Source organism: Micromonospora sp. NPDC049497, from assembly GCF_044465805.1.
Classification (GTDB): domain Bacteria; phylum Actinomycetota; class Actinomycetes; order Mycobacteriales; family Micromonosporaceae; genus Micromonospora.
In genome coordinates this window covers 18,789-35,847 of sequence record NZ_JBITMC010000032.1, presented here as the reverse complement: position 1 = coordinate 35,847, position 17,059 = coordinate 18,789, and the positions used below count along the sequence as shown (strand labels likewise).

At 75.1% G+C, this 17,059-nt stretch carries 16 protein-coding genes and 1 pseudogene; 8 read left to right on the top strand and 9 right to left on the bottom strand.

Features of this window, described 5'->3' with window-relative positions; all coding sequences use genetic code 11:
- Nucleotides 1-881, bottom strand: an 881-nt coding sequence (locus ACIBR0_RS27875; protein ID WP_396720539.1) for a DUF72 domain-containing protein, incomplete at its 3' end; no start/stop codon positions are given.
- A gap of 176 nt (nucleotides 882-1,057) precedes the next feature.
- Here ACIBR0_RS27875 and ACIBR0_RS27870 point away from each other — a divergent pair.
- From ACIBR0_RS27870 to ACIBR0_RS27860, 3 genes and pseudogenes are all read left to right on the top strand, one after another.
- On the top strand, nucleotides 1,058-2,503 hold the full coding sequence (locus ACIBR0_RS27870; RefSeq protein ID WP_396720538.1) for an endo-1,4-beta-xylanase: 1,446 nt from the start codon (nucleotides 1,058-1,060) through the stop codon (nucleotides 2,501-2,503).
- A 128-nt stretch (nucleotides 2,504-2,631) separates the two neighbouring features.
- Nucleotides 2,632-2,868: pseudogene (locus tag ACIBR0_RS27865) on the top strand (hypothetical protein); the annotation flags it as partial.
- A gap of 15 nt (nucleotides 2,869-2,883) precedes the next feature.
- The gene (locus ACIBR0_RS27860; protein WP_396720536.1) at nucleotides 2,884-4,155 is read left to right on the top strand and encodes a cupin domain-containing protein; all 1,272 of its coding nucleotides are present in this window, start codon (nucleotides 2,884-2,886) and stop codon (nucleotides 4,153-4,155) included.
- A 55-nt stretch (nucleotides 4,156-4,210) separates the two neighbouring features.
- Here ACIBR0_RS27860 and ACIBR0_RS27855 read toward each other — a convergent pair whose 3' ends face one another.
- From ACIBR0_RS27855 to ACIBR0_RS27835, 5 genes are all read right to left on the bottom strand, one after another.
- Entirely contained in the window at nucleotides 4,211-4,867 is a 657-nt protein-coding gene (locus tag ACIBR0_RS27855) for a hypothetical protein (protein ID WP_396720534.1), read from the bottom strand.
- Nucleotides 4,864-7,530, bottom strand: coding sequence for an FtsK/SpoIIIE domain-containing protein (locus ACIBR0_RS27850; RefSeq protein ID WP_396720532.1), 2,667 nt, complete (start codon nucleotides 7,528-7,530; stop codon nucleotides 4,864-4,866). The genes ACIBR0_RS27855 and ACIBR0_RS27850 overlap by 4 nt, the downstream gene beginning before the upstream one ends.
- Nucleotides 7,523-8,533 carry a hypothetical protein gene (locus ACIBR0_RS27845; protein ID WP_396720530.1) on the bottom strand — a complete coding sequence of 337 codons (1,011 nt, stop codon included), beginning with the start codon at nucleotides 8,531-8,533 and terminating at the stop codon, nucleotides 7,523-7,525. The genes ACIBR0_RS27850 and ACIBR0_RS27845 overlap by 8 nt, the downstream gene beginning before the upstream one ends.
- A gap of 7 nt (nucleotides 8,534-8,540) precedes the next feature.
- A complete protein-coding gene (locus ACIBR0_RS27840; RefSeq protein ID WP_168002926.1) occupies nucleotides 8,541-8,801 on the bottom strand; it encodes a hypothetical protein in 261 nt (86 codons plus the stop codon).
- A 124-nt stretch (nucleotides 8,802-8,925) separates the two neighbouring features.
- Nucleotides 8,926-9,330, bottom strand: coding sequence for a hypothetical protein (locus ACIBR0_RS27835; protein ID WP_396720528.1), 405 nt, complete (start codon nucleotides 9,328-9,330; stop codon nucleotides 8,926-8,928).
- Nucleotides 9,331-9,458: 128 nt separating this feature from the next.
- Between ACIBR0_RS27835 and ACIBR0_RS27830 the strand changes: the two genes are divergently transcribed.
- Genes ACIBR0_RS27830 through ACIBR0_RS27820 form a run of 3 tightly spaced genes read left to right on the top strand, consistent with a single transcriptional unit; the run spans nucleotide 9,459 to nucleotide 12,543 of the window.
- On the top strand, nucleotides 9,459-12,011 hold the full coding sequence (locus ACIBR0_RS27830) for an ATP-dependent Clp protease ATP-binding subunit (RefSeq protein ID WP_396720526.1): 2,553 nt from the start codon (nucleotides 9,459-9,461) through the stop codon (nucleotides 12,009-12,011).
- Nucleotides 12,012-12,025: 14 nt separating this feature from the next.
- Nucleotides 12,026-12,193 (top strand): hypothetical protein, encoded by a 168-nt coding sequence (locus tag ACIBR0_RS27825; protein WP_357040538.1) that lies wholly within the window; start codon nucleotides 12,026-12,028, stop codon nucleotides 12,191-12,193.
- Nucleotides 12,193-12,543, top strand: coding sequence for a DUF3140 domain-containing protein (locus ACIBR0_RS27820; RefSeq protein ID WP_396720524.1), 351 nt, complete (start codon nucleotides 12,193-12,195; stop codon nucleotides 12,541-12,543). Before ACIBR0_RS27825 ends, ACIBR0_RS27820 begins: the two co-directional genes overlap by 1 nt.
- A gap of 251 nt (nucleotides 12,544-12,794) precedes the next feature.
- Here ACIBR0_RS27820 and ACIBR0_RS27815 read toward each other — a convergent pair whose 3' ends face one another.
- The 3 genes from ACIBR0_RS27815 to ACIBR0_RS27805 all read right to left on the bottom strand — a co-directional run bounded on the left by ACIBR0_RS27815 (nucleotide 12,795) and on the right by ACIBR0_RS27805 (nucleotide 14,842).
- Nucleotides 12,795-13,037: a hypothetical protein gene (locus ACIBR0_RS27815; protein WP_357038802.1), complete on the bottom strand. Its 243-nt coding sequence runs from the start codon at nucleotides 13,035-13,037 to the stop codon at nucleotides 12,795-12,797.
- Between the two features lie 140 nt (nucleotides 13,038-13,177).
- Nucleotides 13,178-14,149 (bottom strand): LysR family transcriptional regulator, encoded by a 972-nt coding sequence (locus ACIBR0_RS27810; protein WP_396720521.1) that lies wholly within the window; start codon nucleotides 14,147-14,149, stop codon nucleotides 13,178-13,180.
- 78 nt (nucleotides 14,150-14,227) lie between these two features.
- Nucleotides 14,228-14,842, bottom strand: a complete 615-nt coding sequence (locus ACIBR0_RS27805; RefSeq protein ID WP_396720519.1) for a hemerythrin domain-containing protein — start codon at nucleotides 14,840-14,842, stop codon at nucleotides 14,228-14,230.
- Nucleotides 14,843-14,966: 124 nt separating this feature from the next.
- Here ACIBR0_RS27805 and ACIBR0_RS27800 point away from each other — a divergent pair, with 124 nt between their 5' ends.
- The gene (locus ACIBR0_RS27800; RefSeq protein ID WP_396720517.1) at nucleotides 14,967-16,295 is read left to right on the top strand and encodes a M20/M25/M40 family metallo-hydrolase; all 1,329 of its coding nucleotides are present in this window, start codon (nucleotides 14,967-14,969) and stop codon (nucleotides 16,293-16,295) included.
- Nucleotides 16,296-16,352: 57 nt separating this feature from the next.
- On the top strand, nucleotides 16,353-17,003 hold the full coding sequence (locus ACIBR0_RS27795; protein ID WP_396720515.1) for a hypothetical protein: 651 nt from the start codon (nucleotides 16,353-16,355) through the stop codon (nucleotides 17,001-17,003).
- Nucleotides 17,004-17,059 lie beyond the last annotated feature (56 nt).

The window sequence follows — 17,059 nt, the reverse complement described above, 5'->3', positions numbered from 1 at the left end:
TGGGGGGGGGCTTCTTGTTCCCCCCCCCCTGCCCCCCGCGCGGGGGGGTAACACCCCGGCCCCCCGGGCCCCCCCCCCGGGGGGGGGGGGGGCGGGGGGGGGGGGGCGCCGGCCCCCCGGCCCGCGCACCGCTCTGGTGTCCGGCTGACCGGCACGCCGGCGCGTCGCGCCAGGTCGGCGAAGGCGACCGCGTCGACGACGGCCGCGCCGCCCGGGTCGTTGTTGAAGTAGACGTACACCGGCTCGTCGGCCGTGAACGTGTCGGTCAGCCGGCGCACCCACGAGGCCAGAGCCGCCCGCCCGTAGCGGGGGTGCGGCCGGGCGCGGCCCTCGTGCAGGCGCAGGTACCCGAAGTCGGTCGTACGCCACCGTGGCGCCACCGGCCGGCCCAGCCGGTCGGCCCAGACCAGCGCCGCCCGCCGCCGCTCCAGCACCGTCCGGGTGGCGTCGGTCCACCACGAGGGGTGGCGCGGCTCCACCGCCACCCGTACGTCGGCGGGAAAGAGGCGCAGGGTCGCGTCCAGCGCATCCGGGTCGGCCGGCAGGGTGGGCGGCAGTTGCAGCAGCACCGGGCCCAGCCGGTCGCCGAGGGCGGTGGCCCGGCCGAGGAACCGTGCCACCGGCTCCGCCGGCTCCCGCAACCGCTTGATGTGGGTCAGGTAGCGGCTCATCTTCACCGCCACGCAGAAGTCGTCGGGCGTGCGGGCCCGCCAGGCGGCGAACGTGTCCCGCTCCGGCAGCCGGTAGAAGGCGTTGTTGACCTCGACCGTGGCGAAGCGCGCGGCGAAGTGCTCCAGCCAGAGCCGCTGCGGCAGGCCGGCGGGGTAGAAGCGGTCCCGCCAGTCCCGGTACTGCCATCCGGACGTGCCGACCAGGATCATCGCCACCTCCGTCGTCAGCCCCGACCATCCTGTCACCACGGTCGGTTTCGCGCCTTCCACGGCGCCGGCGGGTTGACCCACCTGGTCGGCTCTGACACCATGTGGTAGCGCTCCCATCGACCGACGTCGTACTCCCGCCGCCCGCTCGGGTGGCCCCGACGAAGGACAGAGGACGCATGCGCACCCAACCCCACCACGCCGGCCGTCGCCGCGCCGGCCTCCTGGCCGCCGTCCTGGCGGCCGGTGCGGCGCTCGCCGTCGGCCAGACCGTCGGCCAGCCCGAGCCCGCCTCGGCAGCCACCACCCTCAAGGCGCTCGCCGACGCGAAGGGCCGGGACATCGGTTTCGCGTTGGACCCGAACCGACTCGCCGAGGCCCCGTACCGGCAGATCGCCGACGCCGAGTTCAACCTGGTGGTCGCCGAGAACGCGATGAAGTGGGACGCCACCGAACCGAACCGGGGCCAGTTCACCTTCGCCGCGGGCGACCGGGTCGCCGACTACGCCGCCACCACCGGCAAGAAGCTGTACGGCCACACCCTCGTCTGGCACTCCCAACTGCCCGGCTGGGCGAGTGGGCTGTCCGGGCCGGAGCTGCTCTCGGCCATGCGCCAGCACATCGCCGGGGTGGCCGGCCACTACCGGGGCACGGTCGCCGCGTGGGACGTCGTCAACGAGGCGTTCGCCGACGGTGGCACCGGCGCCCGCCGGGACAGCGTCTTCCAGCAGCGCATCGGCGACAGCTGGATCGAGGAGGCGTTCCGCGCCGCGCGCACCGCCGACCCGGCCGCCAAGCTCTGCATCAACGACTACAGCACCGACGGGATCAACGCGAAGAGCACCGCGATCTACAACCTGGTCCGCGACTTCCGGACGCGCGGCGTGCCGATCGACTGCGTCGGCTTCCAGGCTCACCTGATCGTCGGCCAGGTCCCCGGCGACCTTCAGGCCAACCTCCAGCGCTTCGCCGACCTCGGCGTGGACGTACGGATCACGGAGTTGGACATCCGGATGCCCACGCCGGCGACCGCGGCCAACCTGGCTGCCCAGGCCGCCGACTACAAGCGCGTGGTGAACGCCTGCCTCGCGGTGACCCGGTGCGCGGGTGTCACCACGTGGGGCATCACCGACCGGTACTCGTGGATCCCCGCGGTCTTCCCCGGGCAGGGCGCCGCCCTGATCTGGGACGACGCCTACGTGCCGAAGCCCGCGTACCAGGCGGTCAGCGAGGCGCTCGGCGGCGGCGTGAGTCCGACCCCGACCCCCACCTCGCCGTCGCCAACCCCCACGCCGACGCTCCCGCCGCCCGGCTGCACCGTCACCTACGTACCGAACTCCTGGAACAACGGCTTCACCGCCGAGGTGCGCGTCCGCAACGACGGGCCCGCCACGGTCAACGGCTGGACCGTACGGTTCGCCCTCACCTCGGGTCAGACGGTCACCGGAGGGTGGAACGCCACGGTGACCCAGTCCGGCACGCAGGTGACTGCCCGCAACGCCTCGTGGAACGGCGCCGTCGCCCCCGGCGGCACCGTGAGCTTCGGCTTCCAGGGCACCCACGGCGGCACCAACACCTCGCCGACCCTGTTCACCCTCAACGGCGCGACCTGTCGCAACGGTTGACCGGCGAACCGCCCGTATCGGGCACGACGGCCGTCTACGGTGTGGTTAGAGAAGATCGCGTGTGGGGTACCACCCGCTGCACGACGGACCCCGGCGTACGGCGGGGCGGCACATCCGAGGGAGCACCCATGGCACTCAACGACGACGACATGACGACCACCAGCGGCGGCGGCCTCGAGGGTCCGGCCGACGGCGGTGCGACCCCGGGTCACCAGGACGGTGGCGCCGACGGTGGTGCCGAGGGTCCGGCCGACGGTGGCGCGACCCCGGGTCAGCAGGACGGTGGCGCCGACGGTGGTGCCGAGGGTCCGGCCGACGGCGGGGCCACCCCGGGTCACGCCGACGGCGGCGCCGACGGCAGCGCCTCCTGACCGATCGCCGTGACGCACATCGACCCGCCGGGCGGCCACCACGGCCGCCCGGCGGCTTCGTCCGAGTCCACGGCCGCCCTGGCCCGTTGCGTGTCGGTCGAGCCGGGCAAGTTCGCCACGGCCCACTGGGGGCGGACACCCCTGCTGTCGCGGGCCGATGAGCTGCCCAACCCGGCCGGGTTCACCGACCTGCTCAGCCCCGCCGACGCCGACGAGCTGCTGAGCCGGCGCGGTCTGCGTACCCCCTTCCTGCGCATCGCCCGCGACGGCGCGCTGCTGCCGGCGGCGCGCTACACCGGCGGCGGCGGCGCGGGCGCCGAGATCGGCGACCAGGTCCTCGACGAGCGCGTCCTGGAGCAGTACGCCGGCGGCGCCACCCTGGTCCTCCAGGGGCTGCACCGCACCTGGCCGGCGCTGATCGACTTCGCCCGGGACCTCGGCACCGCGCTCGGGCAGCCGTTGCAGGTCAACGCCTACCTGACGCCGGCCGGCAGCCAGGGCTTCGCCACCCACTACGACACCCACGACGTGTTCGTGCTCCAGGTAGACGGCCGCAAGCACTGGCGGATCCACCCGCCCGTGCTGCCCGACCCGTTGGAGAAGCAGCCCTGGGGCGGCCGGGCCGACGAGGTCTCGGCCACCGCCGAGGGCGCTCCCGCGCTGGACGTGGTGCTCGGCCCCGGCGACGCCCTCTACCTGCCGCGAGGGTGGCTGCACAGCGCCCAGGCGCAGGAGTCCAGCTCGCTGCACCTGACCGTCGGCATCCGTGCGCTGACCCGGTACGCGCTGGTCGAGGAGTTGCTCGCCCTCGCGGCGGAGGACCAGCGGCTGCGGGCGACCCTGCCGTTCGGGGTGGACGTGGCCGACGCCGACGCCATCGAGCCGGAGCTCACCGAGACCGTCGAGGCGCTGCGCGACTGGCTGCTGCGCGCCGACCCGGCGGCGGTCGCCGCCCGGCTGCGCCAACGCGCCTGGCCGGCCGCCCGGCCCGCGCCGATCCGCCCGCTGGCCCAGGCCGCCGCGCTCGCCGGGCTGGACGCCGACAGCCGGATCGCCCCGCGTCCGGGCCTGCGCTGGCAGCTCACCCGGGCGGGGGAGAAGGTCACCCTGCGGATCTTCGACCGCACGATCACCCTGCCCGGCACCTGCGAGCCGGCCGTCCGTGCCCTGCTCGCCGGCGAGGTCGACCGGGTCGGCGATCTCCCGGGGCTCGACGACGACGCCGACCGGCTCACCCTGGCCCGCCGTCTCCTGCGCGAGGCGGTCGCCGTCCCCGCCTGAGGCGTGTTAAGAAGGGCCCCTTTTACCACGCCAGGCGTTAAGAAGGGCCCCTTCCTTACACCGTGAGCAGGAGGATCGTGGTCACCACTCCGGCGACCAGGACCACCGCCACCGGGCGCGGTCCGAGCAGGGCGTGCCGGCGGTCGGCGAGGACCTTCGCCGGCACCAGCCCGGCCAGCGGCCCGAGCAGCGTCACCACCAGAGCCAGGACCGGAAGGCCGACCGCCAGGTCGCCGCCGTACCGGTCACCCGCCGCCCGGGCCGCGCTCCCCAGGGCGTACGCGGCCAGAGCGCCTCCGATGCCACAGAGCGCGAGCAGCGGGTTCACCGAGCCCGGCAGGTCACCGGGCTGCCCGGTGCGCCGCAGCAGGTCCCGCACGCCGGCCAGCAGCAGCGCGGGGTCACCCGTCGCCCCCGGCGTCGCTGCGGGCGGGCCGCCGAGCCGGCGACCTCCCCCGAGCCGACCCCGCAGCTCCTGCCACAACTGGTTGGCCTCGGCGTCGATGAGCTCGTGGCTCTCCCGGGCATTCACCAGCTCACGCTCGGCGGCACCCACCTGCGCCTGCGCCTGGTCCACCGCGTGCCGCGCCGCCGCGCACTGCTGCTCGTACCAGGCGTGCGCCTCGGCCCGCTGGGCGCGCACCCGCGCGGTCAGGTCGGCCAGCCGCCGGATCTGCGCCGCGTACGACTCGCTGGTCACCGGTTCGTTCATCGGGCAGGACCATAAGGGATGATCGTCTGCCCGGTGCGGTGCACCGCCCGGTCGAAGAACAGGCCCCGCCACGGGCGGGGGTACCAGTCCGGTCCGCCGGTGCCCGGGTAGAGCGACGACCCCAGCTCCCCGCCGTGCGTGTCCAGCGCCACCCACGCCCCGATCTGGTCGGTGCGGGCGGCCGGACCACCCAGGTCGGCGCGCATCCGGGCCACGCCGCGCCACCAGGCCAGCACATGGGTACGCCGCTCCGGCCCGTCGTGCAGGATCCGGCGCAGCTGCTCCAGGCCGGTCCGCCCGCCGACGCGTGCGGCCAGGGCGCCGGCGGCCGCGTCGACCGCGAACAGCAGCAGGTAGTGCGGTGTGGCGCCCGTCGCGCCCAGCCCGTCGCCGGTCTCGGCGACCAGTTCGGCGACGGTCTCCTCGTCGTACCAGGCGGCGTCGTCGGCGAGGTCCTCGTAGAGCGACCGGGCGATCGGGTCGGCGTCCGGGTCCAGGCACGCGATGGAGAACCGTGCGCCACCCGGCCGGTGCTGCCGGGCCAGCGACCGGGCGGCGGCGTCCAGCACCGCGCACGCCTCGTCCACCCGGGTGCCGAGCACCGCCAGGTTCCGTCCCGGCGCCCGGGGCAGCCGCAGCGCCGCCGACCGGGACTGCACGTCGATGATCTCGCCGAGCAGCGCCACCGGCGCGCGCAGCGTGCCGGTGTCCGGGGCCCGCAGCGCCTGGAAGTCGGGGGCGTCGGCGAGCCGGGGGATCGCGTCGCCGTCGAAGAGCCGGGCGGGGGCGGCGTCCGGCGGGCGCATCCGCCACAACCGGTTCTGGAGGTCGCTCCAGGTGTCCCAGTCGCTGGCCGACGGAATCCGGGCGACCTCGTTCCCCTCGGCCATGCCGGACTCGGCGTTGACCACCGCGTGGTGGCGGGGCAGCGACTGCGCGGCGTCGTTGCGCTCGGCGAGGATGCGCAGTGCCTTGGGCAGCGCGATCCGCAGCGTGAACTGGGCGACCAGGGCCGGCCGCCCCCACAGCGCCTCGATGCCGCGGACGTCCTGGGAGGCGAGGACCAGATGGATACCCTGCGACCGGCCGCGCCGGGCCAGGTCCTCCAACAGGTCGGCCGCCTCCCGGGCCACCGCGTCCCGGCCGGCGAGCAGCATCTGGAACTCGTCGACCACGGCGACGATCCGGGGCCAGTGCCCGGTCGGGTCGACCGCGCGCAGCTCGGCGAGCTTGGTGACCTCGTGCTTCTTGGCAGCGTCGGCCCGCCGGCGCAGCTCCTCGGCGAGGAACCGCAGCAGCGCGAGGCCGAACTCCCGGTCGGTGTTGACGTTGATGCCGACCAGCCGCATGTGCGGCAGCCAGCTCGGATCGCGGCGGCCCTGCGCGAACCGGGCGAACGACACGCCCTCCTTGAAGTCCAGCAGGTAGAACTCCAGCTCCGCGGGGGAGTAGCGGGAGGCGAGAGCCCCGATCCAGGCGAAGATCAGATTGGTCTTGCCGGTGCCGGAGGGGCCACCGATCAGGGCGTGCGGCGGGTAGTCGCCGAGGGTGAGCAGCACGGGCCGGCCCTGTGGGCTCTCCCCGATCGGGGCGGTCAGCCCGTGCGCCGAGTCCTCCCGCCACATCTCGTCGGCCGGCGGGAGCAGGTCGGTGAACGGGGTGGGCGCCGGCCCGGCGTTGACCCGGGCCGCCACCTCCCGGCAGGTCTCGGTGACCAGCGTCGCCGGGGGCGGCGGGTCCAGGCGTACCGGCAGGTCGACGACGCGGGCGCCACCGGACTCCACCCGCACCCGGGTCACCGTCGGGTCGTCCGGCAGGGACATGCCGCGCACCAGCAGGTGGACCCCGCACGCCGCCCCGGTGCGGACCACCCGGTCGAGCTGGCCGCGCTCGTGCCGGGACAGTTCGTCGCCGCCGAGCAGCACCGCCACCCGCCACGGCTCCGGCCGGCGGCCGGTCGCCGAGGCCAACTCCCGCAGCGAGCCGTACTCACCGGCCAGCACCGTCTCGTTGATCCGGCGGATCTGCTCGACCAGGTCGTCGAGAAGCCGGCCCAGGCCGCCCGGCCCGACGAAGGTGAGCAGCCCGGCGGTGCCGAGCGGCGCGAACCCGGCGAGCCCGCCGCCCAGATGCTCCGGGTCGTACCCCATCAGGCGCACGCGGCCGGGCTCGGCGCGGCCGACGGCCCGCAGCAGCAGAGCCGACACCACCGCCTCGGTGCCCCGACGGTCCGCACCGGACAGGTGGACGTGCCCGCCGTCGAGCAGCGGCACCAGCGCCGGCACCGGCTCGTCGGCGTCGACGGCCACCGTGCCGATGCGCAGCGCGCCGGGCGGTTCCGCCCTGGTCGGCGGCGTCGGCCGCCATCCCGGCCAGTCGGCCGAGGCGGCGCCGGGCGCCTCCCGGCGGGCCGCGTCGGCCGCCCGGGCGGCAAGCTCGGCCAGGCGGGCGGCGTGCAGGCCGTCGATGTCGGCGAGCCGCCGGTCGCGTTCCGCGCCGACCCGGGCCGGTACCGCGTCGGCGGCCCGCCGGACCCGGGCCAGCCGCTCCCGCGCGGCGGTCAGCTCCTCCTGGGCGGTGCCGAGCCGGGTGCGGGTCGACCCGAGGGCCTCCCCGAGCATCCCCCGGACCCGGGTGACCAGCTGCTTGCGCCGGTCAGCCATCGGAGTCCCGGCGGTGCGGCGCCGACGCGGCCCGCCGTTCCCAGGCCGCGTCGCGCTGGCGGACGGCGTCCCGCTCGCGTGCCGCGTCGTGCCGGTCCCGGCGCTCGGCGTCCTCCCGCCGCTGCCGGGCCTGCGCCTCCCGCCGCTCCCGCTCGGCCTCGGCGGGCAGGTCCCGGCCGAGGCGGTCGAGCAGTACGCCGGCCAGGACGCCGGCGGTGACCGCCGGGTCGGCGGCGTGCGGCTGCTCGGCCTCCCCGCGTCGGGGCGGGGGCATCCGGCAGACGCGGGTGAGCAGGGTGTCCAGCACCGGGGGCGGAAGCCCGGGCAGCAGGTCGCGGACCCGGCCGTCCAGCTCGCGACGGAGCCGGGAAAGGTCGTCGGCGCGGGGCGGATGCCCGAGCAGCTCGCCGGCGAGCTCACGCAGCAGGGGCGGGGCCACCGCGGCCAGGCCCAGGCCGACGTCGGCGTGCGCCCGCCGCAGCTCGGCGTGCAGCCGGTCCCGGTCGCCGGCCCGCACTCCGGACACGACCCGCCGCAGCAGCTCGCGGGAGTCGCGTACGGTCTCGTCGGGCGCTCCCGGCGGGCCCTCCGACCCGCCGGTCAGCTCCGCGACCCGAACCGCCCACCAGCGGGGCGCGGTCGACGGGCCGGCGTCCTGGGCAGCGGGTGCGGCCGGTGCCGCCTCGCGCGGCGCGTCGTGGGCCGGCCGTCGCTGCTCCTGCGGGCCCCGGGGAGCCGGGGCGCCGTCGGCGGCCAGCCCGATCGCCGCCAGGTACGCCGACAGCTGCTCCTGGGCGACGCGCAGCGCGTAGCCGGCGGTCTCCGCGTGCTCGGTGGCGGCCGACAGCTCCGGAACCCCCATCGGGTCGGCCGACTCCTGCCGCACCCAACGCAGCCGCTCGGCGGCCTGCCCGAACTTCTCCAGGGCCTGTACGAGCTGCCCCAGCGGCAGCTCGTCGGCGGCGGCCCGCACGTGGGCGCCGAGATCCTCCACGATGGACACGGCGGGCTCAGAGGGTCGCGACGTAGAGCTGGGCCTGCTCGACCGCGACGAGTGTCGCGGCGAGGCACTCCTCCAGCTCCTGGCCGGCCTGCGTCAGCGACGCCTGGGCCGCCTCGACCGTCTCGTGCCCGCTGCCCTCCAGCGCGCCGGCGAGGGTCTGCTGCGCCTCAGCCAGTTTCTCGCCGGCCGCCTGCACGGCACTCTGGCCGTCGCCGATCTGTTGGAGCGCGACATCGATGGCTGCCTTGAGCTCGGCGACGCTCGCCACGGCGGAACCTCCTGGGGGCGGGGAGGTCTCCATTAGAGCCTATCGGCGTGGGCGAGCAAACATCCGCCCTGTCAGTGTTCCTGCCTCGCTGACCGGTTGTCCCCCGGAAGTACCGGGAGTCCGATTAATGGGACTCCCGGGGATGGATGTCCCGGTCGCGCAGCCAGCGCGGGCCGTACACCTCGGCGCCCTGTGCGGTGACGCGTTCCCGCAGCTCACGGTCGGCGGTGACGACCAGCCGGCGCCGCTGCGGCGCGGCCGCGACCAGTTCTACCACCGCGTCGTCGCCAGAGTGGGGCGCCGCGACCACCCGGACCCCGGGCACCGAGGGAACGTCCCGCGCCGCCCCCTCCACGACCAGGACGACCTCCGCCGGCGGTGGCAGGTCCGGCGGTACCCCGTCGGCCGCGACCGGGACCAGGGTGTCGCGCAGGCGTGCGGTGGCGCCGGCACGGTCCCGCCACCAGCCGTCGGGCCGCGACCCGACGACGTTGGCGGCGTCCACGATGAGCAGCGGTGTCGCGTCCATGCCGCCAGCCTGCCACCGTCGCGCCGGATCCGGACCGCACGCCCCCCGCGCGCCGCGACGGCGTTTGTCGGGCCGACCGCCGGGTAGCCCCTGCCGACCGTGCCGCGCCCGAGCAGCGGAGGACAGACATGATGGGACCCGGCGACTTCGGCTCCGATCCGTGGGACGAGTTCCTGGCCCGGTACTTCGGCCGGAGTGAGGGTGGCCGGCGGCCCGCGCACCGGGTCGACATCACGCGCCTGATGACCGCCGACGCCCGGGAGATGCTGGCCGACGCGGCCCGGCGGGCGGCCCAGAAGCAGAGCAACGACCTGGACACCGACCACCTGCTCTGGGCGGCGCTGCAACGGGAGCCGCTGCGCGACCTGGTCCGGCGGGCGGGTGCCGACCCCGACACCCTCGTCAACGCCCTGGGCGGTCGCGGCGACGGCGCGCCGAGGGGGGAGGTGCCGCCGAACCTGTCGCTCACCCCGGCGGCCAAGCGGGCGCTGCTCGACGCACACCAGCTGTCCCGGGCCATGGGCGCGAACTACATCGGTCCCGAGCACATCCTCATGGCCCTGCCGCTGAACCCGGAGTCGCCGGCCGGCCGGATGCTGGCCGCGGGCCGCATCCAGCCCGAGTCGCTGCAGGCGGCCAGCGCCGAGCGCGGGCCGATGACCGGCCCGAAGCCGGACCGGGGCACCCCCACCCTCGACCAGTACGGGCAGGACCTCACCGAGCTGGCGCGCATGGACCAGATCGACCCGGTGATCGGCCGCGCCGACGAGATCGAGCAGGCCGTGGAGATCCTGTCCCGGCGCACCAAGAACAACCCGGTGCTCATCGGTGAGGCAGGCGTCGGCAAGACGGCCATCGTGGAAGGTCTCGCCGAGCGGATCTGCGACGGGGACGTGCCGCAGACGCTGCTCGGCAAGCGGGTCATCCAGCTCGACCTGGCCGGGCTGGTCGCCGGCACCCGGTACCGCGGCGACTTCGAGGAGCGCCTGAAGAAGGTGATCGAGGAGATCCGCGCCCACCGCGAGGAGCTGATCGTCTTCCTGGACGAGATCCACACGCTGGTGGGCGCGGGTGGGGCGGGCAGCGAGGGCGGCATGGACGCCTCCAACATGCTCAAGCCGGCGCTGGCCCGGGGTGAGCTGCGGGTGATCGGCGCGACCACGCTGGACGAGTACCGGCGCAGCATCGAGAAGGACGCCGCCCTGGCCCGCCGGTTCCAGCCGGTGTACGTGCCGGAGCCGACCGTCGAGGACACCGTCGCGATCCTGCGCGGCCTGCGCGACCGCTACGAGGCCCACCACCAGGTCCGGTTCACCGACGAGGCGCTGGTCGCCGCCGCCGAACTCTCCGACCGGTACATCACCGACCGCTTCCTGCCGGACAAGGCCATCGACCTGATCGACCAGGCCGGCGCGCGGGTCCGGCTGCGCACCCGCACCCCGGCCGCCGACGTGCGCGAGCTGGAGAACCAGCTCGACGAGGTGCGCCGGGACAAGGAGCAGGCCGTCGCCGACGAGCAGTACGAGAAGGCGTCCTCCCTGCGGGACCGGCTCGCCGAGCTGGAGGAGCAGATCCGTCGGGCGCAGGGCGACGGACCCGACTCCTCGCAGGTGCCGCAGGTCGGGCCGCAGGAGATCGCCGAGGTGGTGTCCCGGGCCACCGGCATCCCCGCCAGCCAGCTCTCCGAGGAGGAACGGGACCGGCTGCTGCGCCTGGAGGGTCACCTCCACGAGAAGGTGGTGGGCCAGGACGACGCGGTCACCGCCGTCGCCGAGGCGGTACGCCGCTCGCGTACCGGCCTGGCCGACCCGAACCGCCCGATGGGCTCCTTCCTCTTCCTCGGCCCGACCGGCGTCGGCAAGACCGAGCTGGCCCGCGCCCTGGCCGAGGCGCTCTTCGGCGAGGCCGACCGGATGGTCCGGGTGGACATGAGCGAGTTCCAGGAACGGCACACGATCAGCCGCCTCGTCGGCGCGCCCCCGGGGTACGTCGGCTACGAGGAGGCCGGGCAGCTCACCGAGGCGGTGCGTCGCCGCCCGTACGCGGTGGTGCTGCTGGACGAGATCGAGAAGGCCCACCCGGACGTGTTCAACATCCTGCTCCAGGTGCTCGACGACGGGCGGCTCACGGACAGTCAGGGCCGGACGGTCAACTTCAAGAACACCGTGCTCATCATGACCAGCAACCTCGGCTCGGAGCTGATCACCGGCACCCAGCGGGCGGTCGGCTTCGGCGCCGGCGAGGGCGGCGGCGGGGAGAGCGACGAGTTGCGCGAGCGGTTGATGCGCCGGCTCCAGGAGAACTTCCGCCCCGAGTTCCTCAACCGTGTCGACGAGGTGATCATCTTCCGTCGGCTGGAGGCCGAGCAGTTGCGCCAGATCACCGGTCTGCTGCTGGAGGAGACCCGTCGCCGGCTGCACGCCCAGGACATCGGGGTCGAGTTCACCGCGGCCGCGACCGACTGGCTGGCCGAGCACGGCTACCAGCCGGAGTTCGGCGCCCGGCCGCTGCGCCGCGTCATCCAGCGCGAGGTGGACAACCACCTCTCCCGGATGCTGCTCGAATCCGCCGTCTCGCCGGGGCAGAAGGTCACCGTGGACGCCCGCGACGGCCAGCTCGCCTTCGACGTCGCTGCGGGCGAGCGCGGCTACACGGCGGCGTCCACGTCGCATCCCCGATGACGCGGGAGGGGCAGATGACCGAACCCGAGGAAACCCAGGACAGCGCCGAACGGACCGAGCCGATCGTGGCGCCGCCGACGGCGAACCCGGCCCGGGTGCAGGTGCCGCCGGAGGGCCCGGGCCAGCAGACCGACGAGCGGGACCCGGCGGCGTCCGAACGCCGCCGGCGAGAGGAGGGCTGATGGTACGCGAGAAGCGAGTCGACGCCGAGGTGGACGTGCTCTGGGACGATTTCCACGCCCAGGTGAACGTGCCGTCCGCACAGTTGCGGCAGTGGCTGCTGACCCGGGGCTCCGGCGAGGAGTCGTTCGGCCCGAACCCGGACCTCGACCTGCCCGAGCCCGGCCGGCGGATCCTCCAGGTGCTGACCAAGCGCAAGGTGGACCTCACGCCGGAGGACATCGAGGTGATGCAGGACGCGGTCGACCGCATCGAGTCGCTGATGGACGCGAAGCCGCCGCGTGGCAACGCCGACGACGAGTGGCGGCACTCCCTGCTCGACCTGGGCCACGATCCCCTCGTCGAACGCTGACCCGCACCACGCTCCGGCCGGGTGCCCCCCCCCCGGGCCCCGCCGGGGGGGGGGGGGGCCCCGGGGGGGGTGGGGGGGGGCGGGGGGGGGGGCGGCCCCGGCGGCGGGGGGCGCCCCGGGGGGCGGGGGCCCCCGCCGCGGCGGTGGGGCCGCCCGCCGTGCCCGCGGGGGCCCCCCCCCCCCGGGCCCCCCGGCCCCCCCCCCCCCGCGCGGGGGGGGCCCCCCCCGGGGGCACCCGGCCGGTGGGCGGGTCAGCCCTGGTCGGGTTCGAGGCTGCCGATGGTGAGGCCGGCACGGTCGGCGGCGGCCTCCCGGTCGGCGCGGGCCCGCTCCTCGCGGGTGAGCAGGTTGGCGTACTCGGTCACGTCGGCCGGGTCCGGTACGTCCGGCAGTCGGCGCAGGAACGTCTCGACGTCGCGGGCGGCGGCGGTGTGCGTGGCGGCCGCCTGCCGGAGGATCTCCCGGTCGTCGGCGGCAGGGTAGAGGTCCGTCATGGTGTCCGGGATACCCGGCCGGGGGCGGTTCGCACCGCCCTCGACCGGGCTTTGCCGGCGAGGTGCCGCTCAGCTGACGGTGGTCAACCGCCACCGCTGGTTGCCGCCGCGAGTCGCCGTCCACTGGTGCACCAGCGGAGTCAGACGCCCGAGGGCTGCCGCACCCCGAAGCCCGGGTTGCGCAGCAACCAGGCCAGGTACGCCGGGTGCGCCGCCAGCGAGTCCGTGTACGCGGCCAGCGCCGACTCCAGCACCAGGTCGGCGATCCCGGCGGCCGGGGAGTCCGGGTGCCAGCCGAGCATCAGCCGCCAGCGCAGCGGGATCCCGGCCAGCCGCCGGGTCACCAGGCCGGCGACCGGCCGGAAGGTGGCCTGGCACAGCGCGATCCCCTCGCCGGCGTCCACGAGGTCCAGGCAGCCGCGGACGTCGGCCTCGTACACCTTGCGGGGTGTGAAGCCGGCGCGGGCGCACGCGGCGGCGAAGCAGTCGCCGAAACAGCCGTCGCCCGGCGCCGCCACCCACTGCTCGTGACGGAGCTGCGCCAGGGCGATCTCGTCGCGGTCGGCGAGCGGATGCGTCTCCCGCAGCAGCACGTGCACCGGGTCGATCGACACCTCCCGCCAGATCAGCCCGAACTCCACCGACGGGGACGAGTCGCCGCAGACGCCGGTGAGCGCGAAGTCCAGCCGGCCACCCGAGACCAGCTGGGCCAGCTCGTCGACCGACCACGAGGCGTACGTGGTGATCTGGGCCTGCGGCTGCTCGGCGGCCAGCCGGTGCACCAGCCGGCCCAGGATCGGGCTGTTGACCCCGCCGAACCGGTACCGCCGGCGGGTGTCCCCGGCGCCGGCCAGCCGGGCCGCCTCGTCCTGGAGGCCCTTCATCGCCGGCAGCAGGACCCGGGCCCGGGCCAGCACCAGCTCGCCGAGGGCGGTGGGCCGGGCGCCGCGCCGGTCGCGTTCGAACAGCGGGCCGCCGAGGGTGCGCTCGATGCGCTGGAGCTGGGCGGTCAACGCCGGCTGGGCGAGGCCCAGCGTCGAGGCCGCCTTGGTCACGCTCCCCGTCTCGGCGATCGCGCAGACGACCCGCAGGTGTCGCAGCTCCAGATTCATAGAGTGACGGTAGGGCCCACCACACGGCCTGCGGAAGGGGTTCGACGGATCAACGATTCCCGATATGAGTGTGTCCGGTCACGCCCCACCGGCCGGGGGCTCCGTCAGATCCTTCAGGTACGTGGGGCGGCCGGTCACCGCGTCGCGCAGCTTGTCGACCACACCCACCGCCGGCTCCACGATCCGGTTCCACGGCGGGGTCGCCGGAGTGCCCGGGTGCGGCCGGGTGGGTGCGGCCTCCTCGGCGATCTCCAGCCGGTTGCCCAGCCGGATCAGCTCCTCCGTGCTGGCCACCTCCCGCAGCTCCGCCACCAGCGCGCCGACCTCGTCGACGTGCCGGTGGACGCGGGCCGCCACGTCGGCGAGCCCCTCCGCGGGCAGGTCCCGGAGTGCGACCAGCAGGGCGGCGTCCGCCTCGAGCACCGCGTCGACCCGACCGGCGGCGTCCGGCAGCGCCGCGCGTACGGCGGGCAGCAGGTACTGCTCCTCGGCGGACAGGTGCCGGGACAGCGCCGCCGTCAGCACGGTCGGGCCGTTCTCCGGCGCCCGCTCCGGGTCCGGGTTCGTGAGCCGTCCCACCAGTTCCCGCAACTGCCGGTGCTCGGCGTCGACGATGTCGGCGACGCTGCGCCCGGCCGGCCGGAACCGGTCGTCGGCGGTGGTGGGCGGCAGCGGCGGCAGGGGAACGCTCATGGTGCCCTCCTCGGTGTGGCGGGCGGTGCGGTGGGGGAGTCGGTCGCGACCGCCGGTACCCGGGGCGGCGATCGGCGAAACCGGCGGTGGGCGCGCCGACCGCGTCGGCTGGTATGAAGATGCGATGACGAGCGACGCCGCCTCCGCCCACCCCGCACCCACCGACGAGGTCGTCGACCTCTGCCGCGACCTGCTCCGGATCGACACGACCAACACCGGGGACAACGACACCAGTGTCGGTGAACGCCGGGCCGCGGAGTACGTGGCGGAGAAGCTCGCCGAGGTGGGCGTGGAGCCGGTGATCCACGAGTCCGCGCCGGGCCGGGCCAACCTCGTCGCCCGGATCCCCGGCACCGACCCCGGCCGGGGCGCGCTGCTCGTGCACGGCCACCTCGACGTGGTGCCCGCCGACGCCGACGAGTGGTCGGTGCACCCGTTCTCCGGCGAGCTGCGCGACGGCTACCTGTGGGGCCGGGGCGCGATCGACATGAAGGACTTCGACGCGATGGTGCTCGCGGTGGTGCGGCACTGGCAGCGCACCGGCGTACGCCCGCCCCGCGACATCGTGCTCGCCTACACCGCCGACGAGGAGGCGGGCAGCGACTACGGCGCGCACTGGCTGACGCAGCACCACCGGGACCTCTTCGACGGCTGCACCGAGGCGATCGGCGAGGTCGGCGGCTTCTCGTACTCCGTCAACGACAGCCAGCGGCTCTACCTGATCGAGACCGCCCAGAAGGGCATCGACTGGCTGCGGCTGCACGCCCGGGGGCGCCCCGGGCACGGCTCGATGGTGCACGACGACAACGCCGTCACCGCGCTCGCCGAGGCGGTGGCCCGGATCGGCCGGCACCGCTTCCCGGTGGTGGTCACCGACACCGTACGGGCGTTCCTGGAGGAGGTCTCCGACCTGCTCGGCATCGAGCTGGACCCGGAGGACCCGGAGACCGCCATCGCCAAGCTCGGACCGATCGCCAACCTCATCGGCGCGACCATCCGCAACACCGCCAACCCGACCCGGCTCGCGGCCGGCTACAAGGACAACGTCATCCCCGGCCGGGCCACCGCCACCATCGACTGCCGCAGCCTGCCCGGCCAGTCCGAGCTGCTGGAGCGGCAGCTGCGCGAGTTGGTCGGCCCGGACATCGCCATCGAGTACATCCAGCGCCAGCCCGCACTGGAGACCACCTTCGACGGCGACCTGGTCGAGGCGATGTCGGCCGCGCTGCGCGCCGAGGACCCGGGCGCCCGCCCGGTGCCGTACATGCTCTCCGGCGGCACCGACGCGAAGGCGTTCTCGCAGCTCGGCATCCGCTGCTTCGGGTTCGCGCCGCTGCGGCTGCCGGCGGATCTGAACTTCTCCGCGTTGTTCCACGGCATCGACGAGCGCGTTCCGGTCGACGGACTACAGTTCGGCGTGCGGGTTCTCGACCGGTTCCTCCGCAGCTGCTAGCCCCCGTCCGGAGCCTCCATCCCGGCACGGCACGCCCACCCGAAGGGACTCATCCACATGACCGACCAGCACGGTGAGCTGGACGCCGCCCTCGAGCGCGTCATCGAAGCGGCCCGTCACCACCTGGCCGCCGTCCGGGCCGCGCAGGGTCGTATCGACGACGACGACGTCTGGCAGGCGTACGTCGCCCTGAACAACGCCTCCTACGCGTACGACGAGCAACTGATGGACGGCTTCGGGGAGGTCACCCCGTGGGACGTCGAAGCGATCGACCCGGACGAGGCCGACCGGCGCTTCGGTGGCGGCGAGGGCGTGGAGCCCACCGACCCGCACCCGCGCGTCATCTCGGTGCGCCAGCGGCGCGACTACCGGGTGCCGAGTGTCTCGGCGCTGATCCAGGTGGCCGAGGCCGCGCGGCGCGCCGGCACGCCGGAGGAGGACGAGACGGCCCCGGTCGAGGGCGTCGGCGAGGCGGTGCTGGAGTTGCTGCAGAGCGGTGACGGCTCGCTGGGTGCGCTGGAGGTCCCGGAGCTGGAGCCGCTGGACGGCGTGGTGATGGTCAGCGAGGTCGGCACGCCGGTCGACCTGGAGTCCTTCGACGACGACGACCCGGTCGGCCCGTTCCAGCCGGCGCTGGACGACCGGCTGGTGGGCCGCCTCGACGAGCACTCGTTCCTCGACGACGACGAGCACGACCACGCCCACTGACACCGGCGCGCCCATCGGGCGCCGTCCGGGAAAGGCACGGACGCCCCGGGACCGGA

Excerpts from the sequence above, each read along its gene's own strand:
- ACIBR0_RS27870 (WP_396720538.1), top strand. The coding sequence starts at position 1,058 with ATGCGCACCCAACCCCACCACGCCGGCCGTCGCCGCGCCGGCCTCCTG.
- ACIBR0_RS27855 (WP_396720534.1), bottom strand. The coding sequence starts at position 4,867 with ATGAACGAACCGGTGACCAGCGAGTCGTACGCGGCGCAGATCCGGCGG.
- ACIBR0_RS27850 (WP_396720532.1), bottom strand. The coding sequence starts at position 7,530 with ATGGCTGACCGGCGCAAGCAGCTGGTCACCCGGGTCCGGGGGATGCTC.
- ACIBR0_RS27835 (WP_396720528.1), bottom strand. The coding sequence starts at position 9,330 with ATGGACGCGACACCGCTGCTCATCGTGGACGCCGCCAACGTCGTCGGG.
- ACIBR0_RS27830 (WP_396720526.1), top strand. The coding sequence starts at position 9,459 with ATGATGGGACCCGGCGACTTCGGCTCCGATCCGTGGGACGAGTTCCTG.
- ACIBR0_RS27825 (WP_357040538.1), top strand. The coding sequence starts at position 12,026 with ATGACCGAACCCGAGGAAACCCAGGACAGCGCCGAACGGACCGAGCCG.
- ACIBR0_RS27820 (WP_396720524.1), top strand. The coding sequence starts at position 12,193 with ATGGTACGCGAGAAGCGAGTCGACGCCGAGGTGGACGTGCTCTGGGAC.
- ACIBR0_RS27815 (WP_357038802.1), bottom strand. The coding sequence starts at position 13,037 with ATGACGGACCTCTACCCTGCCGCCGACGACCGGGAGATCCTCCGGCAG.
- ACIBR0_RS27810 (WP_396720521.1), bottom strand. The coding sequence starts at position 14,149 with ATGAATCTGGAGCTGCGACACCTGCGGGTCGTCTGCGCGATCGCCGAG.
- ACIBR0_RS27805 (WP_396720519.1), bottom strand. The coding sequence starts at position 14,842 with ATGAGCGTTCCCCTGCCGCCGCTGCCGCCCACCACCGCCGACGACCGG.
- ACIBR0_RS27800 (WP_396720517.1), top strand. The coding sequence starts at position 14,967 with ATGACGAGCGACGCCGCCTCCGCCCACCCCGCACCCACCGACGAGGTC.
- ACIBR0_RS27795 (WP_396720515.1), top strand. The coding sequence starts at position 16,353 with ATGACCGACCAGCACGGTGAGCTGGACGCCGCCCTCGAGCGCGTCATC.